Annotated in this window: 20 protein-coding genes; 11 read left to right on the top strand and 9 right to left on the bottom strand. The window is 63.0% G+C overall.

The features are described 5' to 3' along the window. Positions 1-53: 53 nt before the first annotated feature. From AC6I6U_RS31790 to mreB, 4 genes are all read right to left on the bottom strand, one after another. Entirely contained in the window at positions 54-650 is a 597-nt protein-coding gene (locus tag AC6I6U_RS31790; RefSeq protein WP_497879880.1) for a Maf family protein, read from the bottom strand. A 67-nt stretch (positions 651-717) separates the two neighbouring features. Further along, positions 718-1,209 carry a rod shape-determining protein MreD gene (mreD, locus tag AC6I6U_RS31795; RefSeq protein ID WP_497879881.1) on the bottom strand — a complete coding sequence of 164 codons (492 nt, stop codon included), beginning with the start codon at positions 1,207-1,209 and terminating at the stop codon, positions 718-720. Continuing rightward, on the bottom strand, positions 1,209-2,294 hold the full coding sequence (gene mreC, locus AC6I6U_RS31800; RefSeq protein WP_497879882.1) for a rod shape-determining protein MreC: 1,086 nt from the start codon (positions 2,292-2,294) through the stop codon (positions 1,209-1,211). Before mreC ends, mreD begins: the two co-directional genes overlap by 1 nt. 172 nt (positions 2,295-2,466) lie before the next feature. Then, on the bottom strand, positions 2,467-3,504 hold the full coding sequence (gene mreB, locus AC6I6U_RS31805) for a rod shape-determining protein MreB (RefSeq protein ID WP_002555108.1): 1,038 nt from the start codon (positions 3,502-3,504) through the stop codon (positions 2,467-2,469). Positions 3,505-3,714: 210 nt separating this feature from the next. Between mreB and gatC the strand changes: the two genes are divergently transcribed. The 6 genes from gatC to AC6I6U_RS31835 all read left to right on the top strand — a co-directional run bounded on the left by gatC (position 3,715) and on the right by AC6I6U_RS31835 (position 9,121). Next, positions 3,715-4,002: an Asp-tRNA(Asn)/Glu-tRNA(Gln) amidotransferase subunit GatC gene (gatC, locus tag AC6I6U_RS31810; protein WP_497879883.1), complete on the top strand. Its 288-nt coding sequence runs from the start codon at positions 3,715-3,717 to the stop codon at positions 4,000-4,002. 16 nt (positions 4,003-4,018) lie between these two features. Then, positions 4,019-5,470, top strand: coding sequence for an Asp-tRNA(Asn)/Glu-tRNA(Gln) amidotransferase subunit GatA (gatA, locus tag AC6I6U_RS31815; RefSeq protein WP_497879884.1), 1,452 nt, complete (start codon positions 4,019-4,021; stop codon positions 5,468-5,470). Between the two features lie 149 nt (positions 5,471-5,619). After that, positions 5,620-7,065: an Asp-tRNA(Asn)/Glu-tRNA(Gln) amidotransferase subunit GatB gene (gene gatB, locus AC6I6U_RS31820; RefSeq protein ID WP_497879885.1), complete on the top strand. Its 1,446-nt coding sequence runs from the start codon at positions 5,620-5,622 to the stop codon at positions 7,063-7,065. Between the two features lie 189 nt (positions 7,066-7,254). After that, complete coding sequence (locus tag AC6I6U_RS31825; RefSeq protein ID WP_497879886.1) at positions 7,255-7,626, top strand: septal ring lytic transglycosylase RlpA family protein; 372 nt, start codon at positions 7,255-7,257, stop codon at positions 7,624-7,626. Between the two features lie 50 nt (positions 7,627-7,676). After that, entirely contained in the window at positions 7,677-8,729 is a 1,053-nt protein-coding gene (locus AC6I6U_RS31830; protein WP_497883150.1) for a calcium/sodium antiporter, read from the top strand. 11 nt (positions 8,730-8,740) lie between these two features. Then, positions 8,741-9,121: a carboxymuconolactone decarboxylase family protein gene (locus AC6I6U_RS31835; RefSeq protein ID WP_497879887.1), complete on the top strand. Its 381-nt coding sequence runs from the start codon at positions 8,741-8,743 to the stop codon at positions 9,119-9,121. Positions 9,122-9,425: 304 nt separating this feature from the next. Here the strand turns inward: AC6I6U_RS31835 and AC6I6U_RS31840 are convergent, their stop codons facing one another. From AC6I6U_RS31840 to AC6I6U_RS31850, 3 genes are all read right to left on the bottom strand, one after another. Continuing rightward, positions 9,426-10,367, bottom strand: coding sequence for an AEC family transporter (locus AC6I6U_RS31840; protein ID WP_497879888.1), 942 nt, complete (start codon positions 10,365-10,367; stop codon positions 9,426-9,428). A 69-nt stretch (positions 10,368-10,436) separates the two neighbouring features. After that, on the bottom strand, positions 10,437-10,910 hold the full coding sequence (locus AC6I6U_RS31845; protein ID WP_497879889.1) for a WbuC family cupin fold metalloprotein: 474 nt from the start codon (positions 10,908-10,910) through the stop codon (positions 10,437-10,439). 3 nt (positions 10,911-10,913) lie between these two features. After that, positions 10,914-11,471 carry a hypoxanthine-guanine phosphoribosyltransferase gene (locus tag AC6I6U_RS31850; RefSeq protein ID WP_497879890.1) on the bottom strand — a complete coding sequence of 186 codons (558 nt, stop codon included), beginning with the start codon at positions 11,469-11,471 and terminating at the stop codon, positions 10,914-10,916. 187 nt (positions 11,472-11,658) lie between these two features. On the opposite strand from AC6I6U_RS31850, the gene upp reads away from it, so the two are divergent. Both upp and AC6I6U_RS31860 read left to right on the top strand, forming a co-directional pair. Next, positions 11,659-12,297: a uracil phosphoribosyltransferase gene (gene upp, locus AC6I6U_RS31855; protein WP_497879891.1), complete on the top strand. Its 639-nt coding sequence runs from the start codon at positions 11,659-11,661 to the stop codon at positions 12,295-12,297. A gap of 2 nt (positions 12,298-12,299) precedes the next feature. Continuing rightward, entirely contained in the window at positions 12,300-13,571 is a 1,272-nt protein-coding gene (locus tag AC6I6U_RS31860; protein ID WP_497879892.1) for a uracil-xanthine permease family protein, read from the top strand. A 170-nt stretch (positions 13,572-13,741) separates the two neighbouring features. Here the strand turns inward: AC6I6U_RS31860 and hemH are convergent, their stop codons facing one another. Together hemH and AC6I6U_RS31870 are read right to left on the bottom strand one after the other, a co-directional pair. Beyond that, positions 13,742-14,767, bottom strand: coding sequence for a ferrochelatase (hemH, locus tag AC6I6U_RS31865; RefSeq protein WP_497879893.1), 1,026 nt, complete (start codon positions 14,765-14,767; stop codon positions 13,742-13,744). Between the two features lie 13 nt (positions 14,768-14,780). After that, positions 14,781-15,683, bottom strand: coding sequence for a TIGR01777 family oxidoreductase (locus AC6I6U_RS31870; RefSeq protein WP_497879894.1), 903 nt, complete (start codon positions 15,681-15,683; stop codon positions 14,781-14,783). Between the two features lie 188 nt (positions 15,684-15,871). Between AC6I6U_RS31870 and AC6I6U_RS31875 the strand changes: the two genes are divergently transcribed. The 3 genes from AC6I6U_RS31875 to AC6I6U_RS31885 all read left to right on the top strand — a co-directional run bounded on the left by AC6I6U_RS31875 (position 15,872) and on the right by AC6I6U_RS31885 (position 18,155). Then, on the top strand, positions 15,872-16,858 hold the full coding sequence (locus AC6I6U_RS31875; protein ID WP_497879895.1) for an NAD(P)/FAD-dependent oxidoreductase: 987 nt from the start codon (positions 15,872-15,874) through the stop codon (positions 16,856-16,858). Further along, positions 16,855-17,073: a TIGR02450 family Trp-rich protein gene (locus tag AC6I6U_RS31880; protein WP_497879896.1), complete on the top strand. Its 219-nt coding sequence runs from the start codon at positions 16,855-16,857 to the stop codon at positions 17,071-17,073. Before AC6I6U_RS31875 ends, AC6I6U_RS31880 begins: the two co-directional genes overlap by 4 nt. A gap of 113 nt (positions 17,074-17,186) precedes the next feature. Then, positions 17,187-18,155, top strand: a complete 969-nt coding sequence (locus AC6I6U_RS31885; RefSeq protein WP_497879897.1) for a YbgA family protein — start codon at positions 17,187-17,189, stop codon at positions 18,153-18,155.

Consider the following 18,155-nt stretch of genomic DNA (forward strand, 5'->3'; position numbering starts at 1 on the left):
TGCGTCTCGTTCAGGCGTGTTCACAATTATTGCCGTTCACTGGGGTGCGGCGATCAGCGCACGATAAGGTTCTGCCAACAGGGTATGTCGAAAAGGCCGAGCAGTTCTGCGGTTTCGCACACAGGCAAACCGACAACCCCCGAATAGCTACCGTTCAGGCTTTCCACGAAAACCGCCGCCAGGCCTTGAATGGCGTAACTGCCGGCCTTGTCCCGGGGCTCCCCGCTGGACCAGTAGGCATATGCCTCTTCTACCTTGATAGTACGAAATTTCACGAGACTACGAACCACCCGTGACTCGCAGCGTTCCCCCCCGAGCACGGCAATAGCCGTCAGCACTTCGTGTTCGCGCCCCGACAGCGCCAGCAGCGTGGCGACTGCATCGGCCTCGTCCAGCGGTTTGCCGAGGATTCGTCCATCGAGAACCACCGCAGTATCGGCGCCCAGCACGCAGGCCGCCGTGAGCTGACCCAGTGTCGCCCGGCCAGCCGCCGCCTTGCCACGCGCCAGGCGCTCGACATAGGCCACCGGGGACTCATCGGCCAGGGGAGTTTCGTCGATGTCCGCGCTGATCGCGGTGAAGGGCACGCCGATCTGGGTCAGCAGTTCACGCCGACGCGGCGAGCCGGAGGCCAGGTAGAGCGGGTTCATCAAGACATCTCCTTGTCAGGACTCTTCGTCCAGATCATCTGGCACCGGGAAATGGCCGACGATTCAATCAGTTGATCTTGTAGCGTCGGCGCAGGCCGCGCAGGCCGAAGCTTACCCAGGGCCAGAGCAACGCACTGACCAGGGCCGGCAGGACCAGCGCCAGGGTCGGCTGGCGGTTCCCGGTCAGGGCACTCAGCCACAGCTGGACCAACTGCGCCAGGCCGAAGATCACCAGGATCACCAGGCTCTGCTGCCACATCGGGAACATGCGCAACCGTTGCTGCAGTGACAACACCAGGAAGGTGATCAGCGTCAGGATCAGCGCGCTCTGCCCCAGCAGGGTGCCGTAGAGCACGTCTTCGGCCAGGCCGAGCAGGAAGGCGGTGACCATGCCGATCTTGTGCGGCAGGTACAACGACCAGAACGCCAGCAACAGCGCCAGCCATAGCGGACGCAGGATTTCCATGAACTGCGGCAACGGCGAGACGCTAAGCAGCAGACCGATCACAAAGGTCAGCCAGACAATCCAGCCATTACGCGAAAGAGTAGCGCCTGCCATCATTCCTCCTGCCGCTGGGTGGCCGCCGGCGGTTTGCTGGCTGGCTTGGCCGCGGGCTTGGCCGCGGGCTTGGCGTTGGTCGGCCTGGCTGCCGGAGTGCTGTTGGTCGTGCCGTGGGCCGGGGTCGCATTGGTGGTGCCATGGGCCACAGGCTTGGCTGCCGGAGCCGTGGCTGCCGGAGTAGCCGGAGTTGCAGCCGGCTTCGGCACCGTCGCCGGAACGACCGCGGCACCGTCACCCTGCTTGTCGGCCTCCTGGGCCTGGGCCGCCTCGTTGGCGCGTTCTTCCGGCGTGCGGCTGTCGCTGAACACCAGCAACAGGTAGCGACTACGGTTCAAGGCAGCAGTCGGCACGGCGCGGACAATCGCGAACGGCTGGCCGGAGTCATGGATCACCTCCTTGACCGTTGCCACCGGGTAACCGGCCGGGAAACGCTGGCCGAGGCCGGAGCTGACCAGCAGGTCGCCTTCCTTGATATCGGCGGTGTCGGCGACATGGCGCAACTCCAGGCGCTCGGGGTTGCCGGTACCGCTGGCAATCGCCCGCAGGCCGTTACGGTTGACCTGCACCGGAATGCTGTGGGTGGTATCGGTCAGCAGCAGCACGCGAGAGGTGTACGGCATCAACTCGACCACCTGGCCCATCAGGCCGCGGGCATCGAGCACCGGCTGGCCGAGCACCACGCCATCGCGCTCACCCTTGTTGATGATGATGCGATGGGTGAAAGGGTTGGGGTCCATACCGATCAACTCGGCGACTTCGACCTTTTCGTTGACCAGCGCCGAGGAGTTCAGCAACTCGCGCAGGCGTACGTTCTGCTCGGTCAGGGCGGCCAGTTTTTGCAGGCGGCCCTGGAGCAGGAGGTTCTCGGTCTGGAGTTTCTCGTTCTCGGCGACCAGCTCGGTGCGGCTGCCGAACTGGCTGGCCACGCCTTGCCACAGTCGTTGCGGCAGGTCGGTGATCCAGTACGATTGCATCAGCACCAGCGAGGCCTGGCTGCGGATCGGCTTGAGCACCGTGAAGCGGGCATCGACCACCATCAGTGCAACCGATAGCACGACCAGCACCAGCAGGCGCACGCCCAATGAGGGGCCTTTGGCGAAAAGCGGTTTAATGAGCCGCTCCTCCCAGGCAAATAGATATTTTATTCATACGGCATCAAACCGGCCTGGATGCAGATTGACAGAAGATAAACGCAACAGGCAGCACTGCAAAGTGCTGCCTGTGAACGGACCGTCATAGCGCCTGCCAGCGAACTCACTCGCTGGAGAGCAGGTCCATGGTGTGCTTGTCCATCATTTCCAGGGCACGACCACCGCCGCGAGCCACGCAAGTCAGCGGGTCTTCGGCAACGATCACCGGCAAGCCGGTTTCCTGGGCCAGCAGCTTGTCGAGGTCACGCAGCAGTGCACCACCACCGGTCAGCACCAGGCCACGCTCGGCGATGTCCGAAGCCAGTTCCGGAGGCGACTGCTCCAGGGCGCTCTTGACCGCCTGGACGATGGTCGCCAGGGATTCCTGCAGGGCTTCGAGCACTTCGTTGGAGTTGAGAGTGAAGGCACGTGGTACACCTTCGGCCAGGTTACGACCGCGCACGTCGACTTCACGGACTTCGCCGCCCGGATAGGCAGTACCGATTTCCTGCTTGATGCGCTCGGCGGTGGACTCACCGATCAGGCTGCCGTAGTTGCGACGCACGTAGGTGATGATCGCTTCGTCGAAGCGGTCGCCGCCGACACGTACGGATTCGGCGTAAACCACGCCATTCAGGGAAATCAGTGCGATTTCAGTGGTACCGCCACCGATATCGACGACCATCGAGCCACGGGCTTCCTCGACCGGCAGGCCGGCACCGATCGCTGCAGCCATCGGTTCCTCGATCAGGAACACTTCACGAGCACCGGCGCCCAGGGCCGATTCACGGATGGCACGACGCTCGACCTGGGTCGACTTGCAAGGAACGCAGATCAGCACGCGAGGGCTTGGCTGCAGGAAGCTGTTTTCGTGAACCTTGTTGATGAAGTACTGCAGCATCTTCTCGCAGACGCTGAAATCGGCGATCACACCGTCCTTCATCGGACGAATGGCGGCAATATTGCCCGGCGTACGACCGAGCATGCGCTTGGCTTCGGTACCGACGGCTACGACACTTTTCTGGTTGCCATGGGTGCGAATCGCAACAACCGATGGCTCATTCAGGACGATACCGCGCTCGCGCACGTAAATAAGGGTGTTGGCTGTACCCAGGTCGATGGAAAGATCGCTGGAAAACATGCCACGCAGTTTCTTGAACATTGGAAAGGGACCCTGGGCAACGCGTGGGTAAAAAAGTGCGGCAAACTCTAACAACGACGGGGATTTTGGGCAAGGCGCCAATATGTTAAATTAGGCGTTTTTCCGAGCACCATCCCATACAATCGCGGCCATGTGACCGTAGAAATGCGGTAGTGTTCCGCCAATCTAACACACGGACAGCTTCCGTTTTGTTTTCCACTGGAGATTCCCATGGCGCTTGATCGCTCCGACGTGGAAAAGATCGCTCACCTGGCCCGCCTGGACCTGGTCGTAGACGATATTCCACGCACCACTGAAGCTCTGAACAGCATCCTGGGTCTGGTCGACCAGATGCAGGCTGTCGATACCGATGGTATCGAACCCCTTGCCCACCCTCTGGAAGCGAGCCAGCGCCTGCGCGTCGACGCCGTGACCGAGCGCAATAACCGCGAGGCCTATCAGTCCATCGCACCAGCGGTCGAAAACGGCCTGTACCTGGTTCCGAAAGTCATCGACTAAAGGGAAAGAGCCTGCAATGCATCAAATGACTCTGGCCGAGATCGCCCGCGGACTCGCCGACAAGAAGTTTTCCGCCGAAGAACTGACCCGTACCCTGCTGGCGCGTATCGCCCAGCTCGACCCGCAGGTCAACAGCTTCATCAGCCTAACCGAGGAACTGGCCCTGCAACAGGCCAAGGCTGCCGACGTGCGTCGCGCCAATGGCGAAAGCGGTGCCCTGCTCGGCGCGCCGATCGGCCACAAGGACCTGTTCTGCACCCAGGGTGTACGCACCAGTTGCGGCTCGAAGATGCTCGACAACTTCAAGGCGCCCTACGACGCCACCGTGGTTGCCAAGCTCGCCGCCGCCGGCGCAGTGACCCTCGGCAAGACCAACATGGACGAATTCGCCATGGGTTCGGCCAACGAGTCGAGCTACTACGGCAAGGTGAAGAACCCGTGGAACCTGGAGCACGTGCCCGGCGGATCGTCCGGCGGTTCGGCCGCGGCCGTTGCCGCGCGCCTGCTCCCTGCGGCCACCGCGACCGACACCGGCGGCTCGATCCGCCAGCCGGCGGCATTCACCAACCTCACCGGCCTCAAGCCAACCTACGGCCGCGTCTCGCGCTGGGGCATGATCGCCTACGCCTCCAGCCTCGACCAGGGTGGCCCGCTGGCCCGCACCGCCGAAGACTGCGCGCTGCTGCTGCAGGGCATGGCTGGTTTCGACCCGCAGGACTCTACCAGTATCGATGAGCCGGTGCCGGACTACAGCGCCAGCCTGAACGACTCGCTGCAGGGCCTGCGCATCGGCGTACCGAAGGAATACTTCAGCGCCGGTCTCGACCCGCGTATCGCCGAGCTGGTGCACAACAGCGTCAAGGAGCTGGAAAAACTCGGCGCGGTGATCAAGGAAATCAGCCTGCCGAACAACCAGCACGCGATCCCTGCCTATTATGTAATCGCTCCGGCCGAAGCCTCTTCCAACCTGTCGCGTTTCGACGGCGTGCGCTTCGGCCATCGCTGCGAGAACCCGGCGGACCTCACCGACCTGTACAAGCGCTCCCGTCGCGAAGGCTTCGGTGCCGAAGTGCAGCGCCGGATCATGGTCGGTACCTACGCCCTGTCGGCTGGCTACTACGACGCCTACTACCTCAAGGCGCAGAAAATCCGCCGCCTGATCAAGAACGACTTCATGAACGCCTTCAAGGAAGTCGACGTGATTCTCGGCCCGACCACGCCCAACCCGGCCTGGAAGATCGGCGCCAAGAACAACGATCCGGTTGCCGAGTACCTGGAAGACTTCTACACCATCACCGCCAACCTCGCGGGCCTGCCGGGCTTGTCCATGCCAGCGGGCTTCGTCGACGGTTTGCCGGTCGGCGTGCAATTGCTTGCCCCGTATTTCCAGGAAGGCCGCTTGCTCAACGTTGCGCACCAGTATCAGTTGAACACTGACTGGCACACCCGCACCCCCCAGGGGTTTTGAAGCTACTGCGCTCGGTATGGCTGCGTTGAAAGCTGACTCGTAATGCTCATTGACCAATGTCAACTCCGCTTACTCGTCAGCTTTCGCCTTGCCCTACCTTCGCTCGTAACGCTTCAAAAGTCCCCTGGAAAGATTTCGAGGAAAACACCATGCAATGGGAAGTCGTGATCGGGCTGGAGATTCATACCCAGCTCGCCACCCAATCGAAGATTTTCTCCGGCAGCTCGACCACCTTCGGCTCCGAAGCCAACACCCAGGCCAGCCTGGTTGACCTGGGCATGCCCGGCGTACTGCCGGTGCTGAACCAGGAAGCGGTGCACATGGCGGTGAAGTTCGGCCTGGCGATCGACGCCGAGATCGGCCAGCACAACGTGTTCGCCCGCAAGAACTACTTCTATCCGGACCTGCCCAAGGGCTACCAGATCAGCCAGATGGAACTGCCGATCGTCGGCAAGGGCCACCTGGACATCACCCTGGAAGACGGCACGGTCAAGCGCATCGGCATTACCCGCGCGCACCTGGAAGAAGATGCCGGCAAGAGCCTGCACGAAGACCTCGGCGGTTTCACCGGCGTGGACCTGAACCGTGCCGGCACGCCGCTGCTGGAAATCGTTTCCGAACCGGACATGCGCAGCGCCAAGGAAGCCGTGGCCTACGTCAAGGCGATCCACGCCCTGGTGCGTTACCTGGGTATCTGCGACGGCAACATGGCCGAAGGTTCGCTGCGCTGCGACTGCAACGTTTCGGTACGCCCCAAGGGCCAGGTCGAGTTCGGCACCCGCTGCGAGATCAAGAACGTCAACTCGTTCCGTTTCATCGAAAAGGCGATCAACAGCGAAATACAGCGCCAGATCGAGCTGATCGAGGACGGCGGCAAGGTTATCCAGCAAACCCGCCTGTACGACCCGAACAAGGACGAGACCCGCGCCATGCGCAGCAAGGAGGAAGCCAACGACTACCGTTACTTCCCCGATCCGGACCTGCTGCCGGTGGTCATCGAGAACTCGTTCCTGGATGAGGTACGCGCCAACCTGCCGGAACTGCCACCGCAGAAACGCGAGCGCTTCCAGTCGCAATACAACCTGTCGCTGTACGACGCCAGCGTCCTGGCGTCGAGCCGCGAGCAGGCGGAGTACTTCGAACAGGTAGTCGCCATCAGCGCCGACGCCAAGCTGGCAGCCAACTGGGTCATGGTCGAACTGGGCAGCCTGCTGAACAAGCTGGGCGTGGAAATCGACCAGGCGCCGGTCACCGCCGAGCAACTGGGCGGCATGCTGCTGCGGATCAAGGACAACACCATTTCCGGCAAGATCGCCAAGACCGTGTTCGAGGCCATGGCCAACGGTGAAGGCAGCGCCGACCAGGTGATCGAGGCCCGCGGCCTGAAACAGGTGACCGACAGCAGTGCAATCGAGAAGGTGCTGGACGAAGTGCTGGCGGCCAACGCCGAGCAGGTCGAGCAGTACCGGGCGGCGGACGAAGCCAAGCGCGGCAAGATGTTCGGATTCTTCGTCGGCCAGGCGATGAAGGCCTCCAAGGGCAAGGCCAACCCGCAACAGGTGAACGAACTGCTGAAAAGCAAGCTCGAAGGCTGATAGCACCCAACGGTACAGGCCCCTTGTGGAGAGGGGCTTGCCCCCGTTGGGCAGCGAAGCGGCCCTGAAACCAGCACACTCAGAGCCTCAGGAGAGATGAGCTGCCTGGTTTTACGACTGCTACGCAGCCGAACGGGGGCAAGCCCCCTCGCCACAGATGCGCAATCTTAGCTCCACCGAGGACACCTGATGAGACGCCTGCTCGCCGCCCTTGCCTTCCTCAGCCTGCTGGCCGGTTGCGCCACTCACGATATCGACCCGCGCGGCTACGATGAGACCGGCACCGCCTCCTATTATGGTCGCCAGCACCACGGCAAGCGCACCGCCAGCGGCGAACCCTTCAACCAGAACGGCCTGACCGCCGCCCATCGCCAACTGCCCTTCGGCACCCGGGTAAAAGTCACCAACCTCGCCAACGACCGCAGCGTCGTGGTCCGTATCAATGATCGCGGCCCGCATACCCGTGGGCGCCTGATCGATGTTTCCCGACAAGCCGCCGAACAGTTGGGCATGCTACAAAGCGGTACCGCGCGCGTGCGCGTGCAAAGCCTCAGCGACTGACTCCGGGGAGCCCCACCATTTTCGGATTGACCCATCTACCGATCCTTAGCCTGCTGCAACTGCTGGGCGGCCTGCTACTGCTGGTCATCGGCGCCGAACTGCTGGTGCGTGCAGCCGTGCGCCTGGCCGCGAGCCTGCGGGTGCGGTCGCTGCTGATCGGCCTGACCATCGTGGCCTTCGGCAGCAGTGCCCCGCAAATGGCCGTCAGCCTGCAGGCGGCCATCCAGGAAAACGCCGACATCGCCGTCGGCAGCGTGATCGGCGGCAATATCTTCAATACCCTGGTCACCCTCGGCCTCTCGGCGCTGATCATCCCGCTGCGGGTATCGCGACAGCTGGTGCGCCTGGATATCCCGCTGATGATCGTCGCCAGCCTGCTGGTCTTCGGCCTGGCCCTCAATGAAGAGCTGAGCCGCTTCGATGGCGTACTGATGCTGGTGATCTTTGCGCTGTACCTGGGATTGCTGCTGCGCACCTCGCAGCACGGCCAGTCGACTCATCCGTCCACCGAGCACCCGCAGCGCCTGCGCGCACCGTGGATCAGCAGTGTGTGCTGGATGTTGCTGGGCCTGGCCCTGCTGGCCCTCGCCGGCCACTTGCTGCTCGACGCCGCCGTGGATGTCGCGACCGAACTGGGACTGTCGGAGCGCATCATTGGCCTGACCGTGGTCGCGGTCGGCACCTCACTGCCACAGTTGGCCACGTCACTGATCGCGGCCCTGCGCGGCCAGCGGGATATCGCCGTCGGTAACGTGATCGGCGGCAACCTGTTCAACCTGCTGGGCGTGCTCGGCGTGACCGCGCTGGTCGCCCCGGAGCCGCTATCGGTCTCCCCCAACGCGCTATCGTTCGACCTGCCAGTGATGCTCGGCGTCGCGGTACTGTGCTGGCCGGTGTTCTACTCCGGTTATCGCATCACTCGCGCCGAAGGCCTGCTGTTTCTGGGTCTGTACCTGGCCTACGGGCTACACGTGGTGTGGTTCACCACCGGCATGCCGATGGCGGTGCGCCTGGAACACCTGATGCTGTTCTTCATACTGCCGGCGCTGTTGGCGTATCTGCTTTTCAGTACGCTGCGAGCCTGGCGCCGCCAACATTCCTAGGAGCTAACGCAATGACCGATCAGAAAAAACCCGGAGTCGAGATGCGCCGCCAGGTCATGGGCGATGCGTTCGTCGACCGTGCCCTGGGCAATGCCACCGAATTCAGCCAGCCGCTGCAGGACTTCGTCAACGAACATGCCTGGGGCAGCGTGTGGAATCGCGACGGACTGCCGCTCAAGACCCGCAGCCTGATTACCCTGGCCGCGCTCACCGCCCTCAAGTGCCCGCAGGAACTCAAGGGCCACGTCCGCGGCGCCCTGAACAACGGTTGCACCGTCGAGGAAATCCGCGAGGCCCTGTTGCATTGCGCGGTGTATGCCGGCGTGCCGGCGGCGATCGACGCGTTCCGTGCCGCCCAGGAAGTCATCGACACCTATCAGAAAGCCGACTGACCGAAAGACATCATGTGGCTTTGGCTTCCTGTAGCTGTAGCTGTGACCACCTGTGGCCTCCTCTGACTCCAGCTGTGGCTACCTGCGGCTTCAGCTGACCCCAGCTGTGGCTACCTGCGGCCTCCTCTGACTACAGCTGTGGCTACCTGTGGCGAGCGGGCTTGCCCGCGCTCGGCTGCGAAGCAGCCGCAGACACTGCGACGCCGTCTTGGCTGGCACACCGCGTCGGCTGGTTTCAGGGCTGCTTCGCACCCCAGCGCGGGCAAGCCCGCTCGCCACCTCGCCGGCTCACCAGCAGACCGGCTCAGATCCAGCCGCCCCACTGCAGCACAAAGATCCCGATGTTCGTCGTGACCGCCGCCATCAGCGTGGTGATCACGATGATGGCGGCTGCCAGTTCGTGGTTGCCGTTGGCGGCGCGGGCCATGACAAAACTGGCCGCCGCCGTCGGGCTGGCGAAGTAGAGAAACAGAATCCCCAGCTCCGCACCGCGAAAACCACAGAGCCAGGCACCCAGCGTGGAGAACAGCGGCATGCCGACCATCTTCACCAGGCTGGCACTCAGCGCCATGTCGCCACTCTTGCGCAACGCCGCCAGGGACAAGGTGCCGCCAATGCAGATCAGCGCCAGCGGCAAGGTCATCTGCGCCAGGTAGTTGCCGGAAGTCTCCAGCCAACCCGGCAGGCCGATCTGGAAATAGGCAAAGGGCGCCGCCGCAATCACGCTGATGATCAGCGGGTTGCTCAACACGCTTTTGCAGATGCTCCACGGATCGGACTTGATCACCGGGCTATAGACCGCCAGGACGATAGTCGACAGGGTGTTGTAGAACAGGATCACCAGCGCAGCGAGGATCGCCCCCAGGGAAATCCCATAGTCACCATACATGCTCGCCGCCAGGGCCAGGCCAATCACCCCGTTGTTGCCGCGAAAGGCTCCCTGGGTGTAGATCCCGCGGTCCTCCCGGGGACAACGCCAGATCGCCCAACCCCAGGCGCCGGCAAAGGTCACCAGGGTCGCGACGACAAAATAGCCCAGCACCGCAGGCTTGAGCGCCGAATGCAAGTCGGCGTGAAGAATCCCGAGGAACAGCAACGCCGGCATGGTGACATTGAACACCAGTGCCGAAGCGGTGTGGATGAAGTTGTCGTTGATCCAACCCACGCGCTTGAGCGCCACGCCGAGGAACAACATGGCGAAGACCGGCGCGGTGATGGTCAATGTACCGAGAAAGATGGCCAGCATGCCCTGAGAACCCGTTGCCTGTCGTTAGGAGGCTAATGATACGGCAAAGCCGGCCGTTCTGCGCATACGTCAGTCGAACTGCGCACGCATCCAGGCCTGATACTCGGCCACGCCGGCATCGCCTTCACGCGGAGCCCATGCGGCCATCTCGCCCTCGCCCACCGGACGATACGGACCGGCCTTGCACTCGAACATCACGGTATCGGGCTCAAGCACCACCAGACCGTGGAACACCCCGGCCGGCAGGTCCACCGCCGGGCACTCGCCGCCCGCCTGCAGGACGCGCCGAGCAACTACCTGACCAGCCTCGTCGAACACCAGCAGGCCCAGGCTACCGCGCAGCACCAGCAGGGTTTCCGCCTTGTCCGCGCTCAGGTGCCGGTGGGGCGGCACATAGGTGCTCGGCTGCAGGCCGACGGCCATGCGGTGGCACGGCTCGTCCATCTCGTGGAAGTTGTGGTGCGTACGCCCACGAGGGCTGGCCGCAGCTTTCGCGGCCAGGTCGGCGAACAACGCCGAGTCGAGAAAGCTGGGCGCGGCCATGGGTTACATGCCCTTGACGGCAAAAATACCGGCGGCGTTGCGCCAGTAACCCTTGTAGTCCATGCCATAACCGAAGATGTAGCGGTCGATGCACGGCAGGCCAACGTAGTCGGCCTTGAGGTCCGGACGGGCCTTGCGGTCGTGTTCCTTGTCGATCAGCACGGCGGTGTGCACCTGGCGGGCACCGGCGTGCTTGCAGAAGTCAATGATCGCACCCAGGGTATGCCCCTCGTCGAGAATGTCGTCGATGATCAGCACGTCACGGTCGATGAACGAAACTTCCGGCTTGGCCTTCCAGAACAGTTCGCCGCCGCTGGTCTCGTTGCGATAGCGAGTCGCATGGAGGTAGGACGCTTCCAGCGGGAAGTCGAGGTGGGTCAGCAGTTTGCCGGAGAAGATCAGGCCGCCGTTCATCACGCAGAACACCACCGGGTTGCGCTCGGCCAGTTCGGCATTGATCTGGGCGCCGACGCGGGCGATAGCCGCCTCGACTTCAGCGTTGGTGTACAGGCAGTCGGCTTCGCGCATGACTTGACGGATATGCTCGAGATCAGCGGACATGGCGCTCTCCAAAAGGTGCTCAAATGGAACTTGCGCAGGGGGCTGCGCAAGAAAAGCGGGCAAAGGTACGCACCCGCGCAGGTCAGATCAAGCGTTTCTGGACTAACGTACTACGGGTCTATAGGACATAAACCCCGGATAGATTAATCTAGGCCGGTTTTTTTGCCCGCCGTCGGAGCCTTTCCCTATGCCCATCCGTGAGATCCGCCATCCGCTGATCCGTCACAAGCTCGGCCTTATGCGCCGCGCAGACATTAGCACGAAGAACTTCCGTGAGCTTGCCCAGGAAGTCGGAGCGTTGCTGACCTATGAAGCAACCAAGGATCTACCCCTCGAAGCCTATGACATCGAAGGCTGGTGCGGCACCGTACAAGTCGAGAAAATCGCCGGTAAGAAAATTACCGTAGTGCCGATCCTGCGTGCCGGTATCGGCATGCTCGAAGGCGTGCTCAGCCTGATTCCGGGCGCCAAGGTCAGCGCCGTGGGCGTTGCCCGCAACGAGGAAACCCTCGAAGCCCATACCTACCTGGAAAAACTGGTACCGGAAATCGACGAGCGCCTGGCGATGATCATCGACCCGATGCTCGCCACCGGTGGTTCGATGGTCGCCACTATCGACCTGTTGAAGAAAGCCGGCTGCAAGGACATCTGCGCCATGGTGCTGGTCGCCGCGCCGGAAGGTATCGCCGTGGTCGAGAAGGCCCACCCGGACGTGACCATCTACACCGCGTCCGTCGATCAGAAACTGAACGAACATGGCTACATCATCCCAGGCCTGGGCGATGCCGGTGACAAGATCTTCGGCACCAAACAGAAGGACGCCTGAACATGCAGGATGAGTTCAACGACCCGCTCTGGCGCACGGTGCTGTCCGGCGCGCAGATGCTCTTCGTAGCTTTTGGCGCACTGGTGCTGATGCCGCTGATCACCGGCCTGGACCCGAACGTTGCGCTGTTCACGGCGGGCCTTGGGACTCTGCTGTTCCAGCTGGTCACTGGCCGCCAGGTGCCAGTGTTCCTGGCGTCGAGCTTTGCCTTCATCACCCCGATCATTCTCGCCAAGGGCCAGTTCGGCCTCGCCGCGACCATGGGCGGCGTGATGGCGGCAGGTTTCGTCTACACCTTCCTGGGCCTGGCGGTGAAGATCAAGGGTACCGGTTTCATCGACCGCCTGCTGCCGCCCGTGGTGATCGGTCCGGTGGTCATCTCCATCGGCCTGGCCATGGCGCCGATTGCCGCGAACATGGCGATGGGCAAGGCCGGCGACGGTAGCGAACTGATTCCCTATCGCACGGCGATGCTGATTTCCATGCCGGCCCTGCTCACCACCCTGATCGTCGCGGTGTTCGGCAAGGGGATTTTCCGCCTGGTACCGATCATTTCCGGTGTACTGGTAGGCTTCGCCCTGTCGTTCTACTTCGGCGTGGTCGACACCGCGAAGATCGCCGCAGCGCCCTGGCTGGCCCTGCCACACTTCACCGCACCGGAGTTCAACTGGCAGGCGATCCTGTTCATTGTCCCGGTCGCCCTGGCTCCGGCCATCGAGCATATCGGTGGGGTGATCGCGGTCGGCAGCGTGACCGGTCGTGACTACCTGAAAAAACCCGGCCTGCATCGCACCCTGCTGGGTGACGGCATCGCCACTACGGCAGCCGGCCTGTTCGGCGGCCCGCCCAACACCACCTACGCCGAAGTGACCGGCGCGGTGATGCTGACCAAGAACTACAACCCGAAGATCATGACCTGGGCGGCGGTGTTTGCCATCAGCCTGGCATTCATCGGCAAGTTCGGCGCGCTGCTGCAGAGCATTCCGGTACCGGTGATGGGCGGAATCCTGTGCCTGTTGTTCGGCTCGATCGCGGCGGTGGGCATGAACACCCTGATTCGCCACAAGATCGATCTGGGCGAAGCACGCAACCTGGTGATCGTTTCGGTCACGCTGGTATTCGGTATCGGCGGCGTGCTGGTCGGTAGCGGCACCGGTCCCGACGATTTCGGCCTCAAGGGCATCGCCCTGTGCGCCGTCGTCGCGATCGCGCTGAACCTGATCCTGCCAGGTAATGACGGCTGGAAGAAAAAGGGCGACGAACCGCTGGTGTAATCGCTACCGCTCGCCACGAGCCCCCCCTTGTGGCGAGCGGGCCTGTGGCGAGTGGGCTTGCCCGCGCTCGGCGGCAAAGCCGCCGTAAAACCGGACACCCCGAAAACCTGAAACCACACATTCGGGGCCGCTTCGCGCCCAACGCGGGCAAGCCCGCTCGCCACAAAGGCCTATGGGGCCAACGGAGCTCGCTCGCAGAGCTTGTTCAGCGCCACCGCCCACTGCGGCTCATCGTTCAGGCACGGCACCAGCACCAACTCCTCCCCCCCCGCCTCGATGAACTGCTCGCGCCCACGGTCACCAATCTCTTCCAGGGTCTCGATGCAGTCGGCGACGAACGCCGGGCACATCACCAACAGTTTCTTCACGCCGGCCTTGGCCAACTCGTCCAGGCGCGCCTCGGTGTAGGGCTCGATCCACTTGGCACGTCCCAGTCGAGACTGGAACGACACCGACCACTGGCCGTCAGGCAGCCCCATATGCTCGGCAAACGCCGCTGCAGTGCGCAGGCACTGCGCCCGGTAGCAGGTGGCAAGCACCGCTGGCGATGCGTTCCGACAGCAGTCTGCATCCTTGAGACAGTGGCTGCCGGTAGGATCGAGCTTGGTCAAGTGGCGCTCGGGCAAGCCGTGGAAACTCAACAGCAGATGATCAAAACCCTGTTCCAGGTGCGGCTTGGCACTGGCAACGAGGGCATCGACATATTCCGGCTGATCGTAGAACGGCTGCAGGATGGAGAACTGCACGTCCAGCCGCCGTTCCCTGACCACCCGTCGCGCCTCCTCGATCACGGTGGTCACGGTGCTGTCGGCGAACTGCGGATACAACGGCGCCAGCGTCACCTTGTGAATGCCCTGCCCGGCCAGCCGGGTCAGCACCGACTCGAGCGACGGCTCGCCATACCGCATGGCCAGTTCGACCGGCCCCTGGGTCCACTGGGCCGTCATCTGCTGCTGCAGGCGTCGGCTCAACACCACCAGCGGCGAACCTTCGTGCCACCAGATCGAGGCATAGGCATGGGCCGACTGCTCGGGCCGCTTGATCAGGATCAGCGACACCAGCAGGCGCCGGATCGGCCAGGGCAGGTCGATCACATACGGGTCCATCAGGAACTGATTGAGATAGCTGCGCACATCGGCCACCGAAGTGGAAGCCGGCGAACCCAGGTTGACCAGTAGCAACGCGTGATCGGTCATGCAATGTCCTATGTCAGAGGCGACCCGACAGATCGTCGAGGGCCGCGGGCAGATCGTTAAACTGAAACTCGAACCCGGCCGCCAGCAGGCGCTTGGGCAGCGCACGCTGGCCACCCAGCAGCAACAGCGACATTTCGCCGAGGCCAACCCGCAGGAGCGGCGCCGGCAGCGGGATCAGTGCCGGACGGTGCAACACCCGGCCCAGCGCCTCGGCGAACTCGCGATTGCGCACCGGCTTCGGTGCGCAGGCATTATAGGGACCGCTGGCATCGCTGCGGTGCAGAAGAAAATCAATCAGGGCAATTTGGTCCTGCACATGTATCCACGGCATCCACTGCCGACCGTTGCCGATCGGGCCGCCCAGGCACAGCTTGAACGGCAACAGCAGGCGCGACAAAAAGCCGCCCCCGGCCGCCAGCACCAGTCCGGTCCGCAGCAGCACCACGCGCATGCCGAGGGCCTGCGCACGTTGCGCAGTCTCCTCCCAGGCAATACACAACTGGCTGGCAAAATCCTCGCTGACCGGCGGTGAATCTTCGGCCAGCTCACGCTCGCCCCCGTCGCCATACCAGCCCACCGCCGACCCGGAAATCAACACCGCCGGGCGCTGTTCGAGGCCTTCGAGCCAGGCCAGCAGGGTTTCGGTCAACTGGACCCGGCTGCTCCAGAGCAGCGCCTTGCGCCGGTGGGTCCAGGGTCGCTCGGCAATCGGTGCACCAGCCAGGTTCACCACTGCATCCAATGGCTCTCCGGCGAGATCTTCCAGATGGCGCACGCCCCGTACCTGCGCGCCGCACAGCCGGGCGACCTCCGCCGGCCGGCGACTCCAGACCGTCAGGCGATGCCCCTGTGCCAACCAGTGCTCGCACAACCGACGCCCGATCAAACCAGTACCGCCTGTCAGCAATATGTGCATGAAAGCGTCCTCGCGTAACGTTTTGCCTGGAGCGTTAGTCTACTTTTATAAGCAGGGTTCTTTTCTTTTCGACTGATTTAACAATAGGACAGCTTCAGACGACAGGAACGTCGAGACTTATACCTAAAAATAGGATTGTACAGGTTTTACCGACGGCGTAGTCTGTGCAAACAGGTAACGAGGTCCCTATGACTGTACCTATCGCAGTAATCGGTGCCGGTATCGCCGGACTTTCAGCCGCTCGCGCATTGCACGATGCCGGGCATGCCATCCAATTGTTCGACAAGAGCCGCGGCAGCGGCGGGCGCATGTCGAGCAAGCGCAGCGACGCCGGGTCGCTGGACATGGGCGCCCAATATTTCACCGCTCGCGACCGGCGCTTCGTCAACGAGGTGCAGCGCTGGCAGGCACAAGGCTGGGTCGCCGAATGGGACCCCAAGCTCTACACCTGGCAGAACGGCCAGCTCAACCTCTCGCCGGACGAACAGACCCGCTGGGTCGGTACCCCGCGCATGAGCGCCATCACCCGCGGCCTGCTCGGCGACCTGCACAGCCATTTCAGTTGCCGGATCACCGACGTGTTCCGCGGTGAGCAGCACTGGCACCTGCAGGATGCCGAAGGGGTCACCCATGGCCCGTTCAGCCATGTCGTCATCGCCACGCCAGCCTCCCAGGCAACCGCCCTGCTGGCCGCCGCGCCGAAACTCGCCGGAGCCGCCGCCGGAGTCCAGATGGAACCGACCTGGGCGATCGCCCTGGCGTTCGAGACCGAACTGGATACGCCGATGGAGGGCTGCTTCGTACAGGACAGCCCACTCGACTGGCTGGCCCGCAACCGCAGCAAGCCGGGACGCGACAATCATCTCGACACCTGGGTCCTGCACGCCACCAGCAGTTGGAGCAAGCAGCACCTGGATCTGTCCAGGGAGTCGGTGATCGAGCATCTGCACGGCGCATTCGCCGAGCTGCTGCATATCACCATGCCCGCCCCGGCCTTCACCCTCGCCCACCGCTGGCTCTATGCCCGGCCAGCCGGCGCCCGCGAATGGGGCGCGCTGGCCGACGCCGACCTGGGCCTGTACGTCTGTGGCGACTGGTGCATGTCCGGTCGGGTCGAAGGGGCCTGGCTCAGTGGCCAGGAAGCGGCCCGCCGATTACTGGAACACCTGGCGTGAATCGCATCAACCCGCGCAAGCTGCTGCTGTCGAAATGGACGGCAGCCCAGCCCCGGAACCGCGAGAAACACTTTCTGGTCACCGAGCTGTTCCATGATGAAACCGGCACGCTGTTGCTGGAGCTTGAACTGCAAGCGGTGCTGACCCGACGCAACCAGCGAATCCCCTGGCAAAACCTGCAGGACGCCGAGCGATGGCATATGGGTTGGCGATAAGCCGGCCCAGGAAATCCTGTACAAAGTATTTGACTTGTACAAGGCAGAATCTATGATGAAACCTAGTTGTACAGGAATTGATTCCTGTACAAGTAAATCGTCGAGGTTCTGCAATGCTTACGCCCAGCGGCTTCTCCCCCAAACCGAAGATTGCCATCAGCGCCTGCCTGATGGGCGACGAGGTGCGCTACAACGGTGGGCACAAGGAATCGCGGCTGTGTAGCCGAATCCTCAGCGAGCATTTCGACTTCCTGACGGTCTGCCCGGAAATGGCGATCGGCCTGGGGGCACCGCGTGAACCGATCCGCCTGGTCGGTGACCCACAGCAGCCCAGGGCCGTAGGCACGGTTCACCCGGAGCAGGACGTCAGCCAGGCGCTGATCGACTATGGCACCCGCATGGCAGGCGAACTGACGGATATCTGCGGATACATCTTCATGCAGAAATCACCGTCCTGCGGGCTGGAACGGGTCAAGGTCTACCAGGACCGCGGACGTCCTGCCGAGCATGCCGGACGCGGCCTGTTCGCTGCCGCCTTCTGTTCCCTGCATCCCGACCTGCCGGTGGAAGAGGAAGGACGTCTGAACGATCCGGTGCTGCGGGAGAACTTCCTGACCCGGGTACTGGCCTACGCCGACTGGCAACGACTGCTCGCCAAGGGCCTGAGCCGACGCGCCCTGACCGACTTCCACTCGCGCTACAAGTACCTGCTGATGGCTCACAACCCGGAGCAGTACAAGGTGCTGGGCCACTTGCTGGGCAGCATGGGCGACTCGGACCCGAACGAGCTCGGTCCGCGCTACTTCAGCGAGCTGATGGCCGCGTTGAGAAAATGCGCGACCCGCCGCACCCATACCAATGTCCTCCAGCATCTGAGCGGCTACCTGAAGCAATCGATCAGCCGCGAAGACAAGCAGGAGATGCAGCAGGTCATCAGCCAGTACCGCCAAGGCATCGTCCCGCTGGTGGTGCCATTGACCCTGCTCAAGCACCACTTCCGTCAACACCCCGATCCCTACGTGGGGTTGCAGGTCTACCTGCAACCCCATCCGGAAAACCTCAGCCTGCGAAACTCGATCTGA

The sequence above is a fragment of the Pseudomonas sp. UTLPPB19802 genome, from assembly GCF_059730225.1.

What these genes read in the sequence shown, in the direction of transcription:
- AC6I6U_RS31790 (WP_497879880.1), bottom strand. Translation starts at nt 650, where the DNA reads ATGAACCCGCTCTACCTGGCCTCCGGCTCGCCGCGTCGGCGTGAACTG.
- mreD (WP_497879881.1), bottom strand. Translation starts at nt 1,209, where the DNA reads ATGGCAGGCGCTACTCTTTCGCGTAATGGCTGGATTGTCTGGCTGACC.
- mreB (WP_002555108.1), bottom strand. Translation starts at nt 3,504, where the DNA reads ATGTTCAAGAAACTGCGTGGCATGTTTTCCAGCGATCTTTCCATCGAC.
- gatC (WP_497879883.1), top strand. Translation starts at nt 3,715, where the DNA reads ATGGCGCTTGATCGCTCCGACGTGGAAAAGATCGCTCACCTGGCCCGC.
- gatA (WP_497879884.1), top strand. Translation starts at nt 4,019, where the DNA reads ATGCATCAAATGACTCTGGCCGAGATCGCCCGCGGACTCGCCGACAAG.
- gatB (WP_497879885.1), top strand. Translation starts at nt 5,620, where the DNA reads ATGCAATGGGAAGTCGTGATCGGGCTGGAGATTCATACCCAGCTCGCC.
- AC6I6U_RS31825 (WP_497879886.1), top strand. Translation starts at nt 7,255, where the DNA reads ATGAGACGCCTGCTCGCCGCCCTTGCCTTCCTCAGCCTGCTGGCCGGT.
- AC6I6U_RS31835 (WP_497879887.1), top strand. Translation starts at nt 8,741, where the DNA reads ATGACCGATCAGAAAAAACCCGGAGTCGAGATGCGCCGCCAGGTCATG.
- AC6I6U_RS31840 (WP_497879888.1), bottom strand. Translation starts at nt 10,367, where the DNA reads ATGCTGGCCATCTTTCTCGGTACATTGACCATCACCGCGCCGGTCTTC.
- AC6I6U_RS31845 (WP_497879889.1), bottom strand. Translation starts at nt 10,910, where the DNA reads ATGGCCGCGCCCAGCTTTCTCGACTCGGCGTTGTTCGCCGACCTGGCC.
- AC6I6U_RS31850 (WP_497879890.1), bottom strand. Translation starts at nt 11,471, where the DNA reads ATGTCCGCTGATCTCGAGCATATCCGTCAAGTCATGCGCGAAGCCGAC.
- upp (WP_497879891.1), top strand. Translation starts at nt 11,659, where the DNA reads ATGCCCATCCGTGAGATCCGCCATCCGCTGATCCGTCACAAGCTCGGC.
- AC6I6U_RS31860 (WP_497879892.1), top strand. Translation starts at nt 12,300, where the DNA reads ATGCAGGATGAGTTCAACGACCCGCTCTGGCGCACGGTGCTGTCCGGC.
- hemH (WP_497879893.1), bottom strand. Translation starts at nt 14,767, where the DNA reads ATGACCGATCACGCGTTGCTACTGGTCAACCTGGGTTCGCCGGCTTCC.
- AC6I6U_RS31870 (WP_497879894.1), bottom strand. Translation starts at nt 15,683, where the DNA reads ATGCACATATTGCTGACAGGCGGTACTGGTTTGATCGGGCGTCGGTTG.
- AC6I6U_RS31875 (WP_497879895.1), top strand. Translation starts at nt 15,872, where the DNA reads ATGACTGTACCTATCGCAGTAATCGGTGCCGGTATCGCCGGACTTTCA.
- AC6I6U_RS31885 (WP_497879897.1), top strand. Translation starts at nt 17,187, where the DNA reads ATGCTTACGCCCAGCGGCTTCTCCCCCAAACCGAAGATTGCCATCAGC.